Below are 705 nucleotides of genomic sequence, written 5' to 3'. Positions count from 1 at the left end.
TGCTGGCGGTCGGCCTCGTGCTGGCCGCGGTGACGACCGAGCACGGCACGCGGCTCGCGTGGCAGGTGGCCGAGCGCGTGCTCGGCGCGCGGCTCGCGGGCACGCTCGACGGCGGCTCGCTCGCGACCGGCGTGCGGTTGCGCGGGTTCGCGTGGACGAGCCCCGACGGCACCGGTACCGAAATCCGCATCGACCGGCTCGACGGCCGCTGGGCGCTGACCCGCGCGCCGTGGCGGCTGTCCATCGCGTATCTTCGCGCCGGCACGATCGAGGTGCGGATCGCGCCGGGGCCGTCGACGCCGAGTACGACGCCGCAGGACCTGAGCCTGCCGCTGCAGTTGCGCATTGACGACCTGCGGGTCGATCGCCTCGCGATCCACGACGGCGGCTCGACGACGCAGCTCGACCATATCGCGCTGAACGGCCGCAGCGACGGCCGTCACCATGAACTCGTGCTCGACGGCGTCGATACGCCGTACGGTGCGCTGACCGCACGCGCGAAGCTCGACGGCGTGAAGCCGTTCGCGCTGACGGGTGAAGCCACTTATGCAGGCAAGCTGTCCGACGAGCCGGTCGACGCGCGTGCCCGCGTGTCGGGCTCGCTCGAGGCGCTCGTCGCCGACGTCGACGCGAGCGGGATGAAGCTGAACGGGCGCGCGCACGTCGAGGCCGCGCCGTTCGGCGCGGTGCCGCTCCCGCGCGCAA

At 73.5% G+C, this 705-nt stretch carries 1 pseudogene; it reads left to right on the top strand.

What is annotated here, in order from left to right:
* Positions 1–705, top strand: a pseudogene (locus tag G3O00_RS42955) (hypothetical protein); the annotation flags it as partial.

The organism is Burkholderia sp. Ac-20384 (genome assembly GCF_017104605.1).
GTDB classification, from domain to species: domain Bacteria; phylum Pseudomonadota; class Gammaproteobacteria; order Burkholderiales; family Burkholderiaceae; genus Burkholderia; species Burkholderia lata.
Note: the sequence above shows the minus strand (reverse complement) of the source record. Positions and strands in the feature narration are given on the sequence as shown.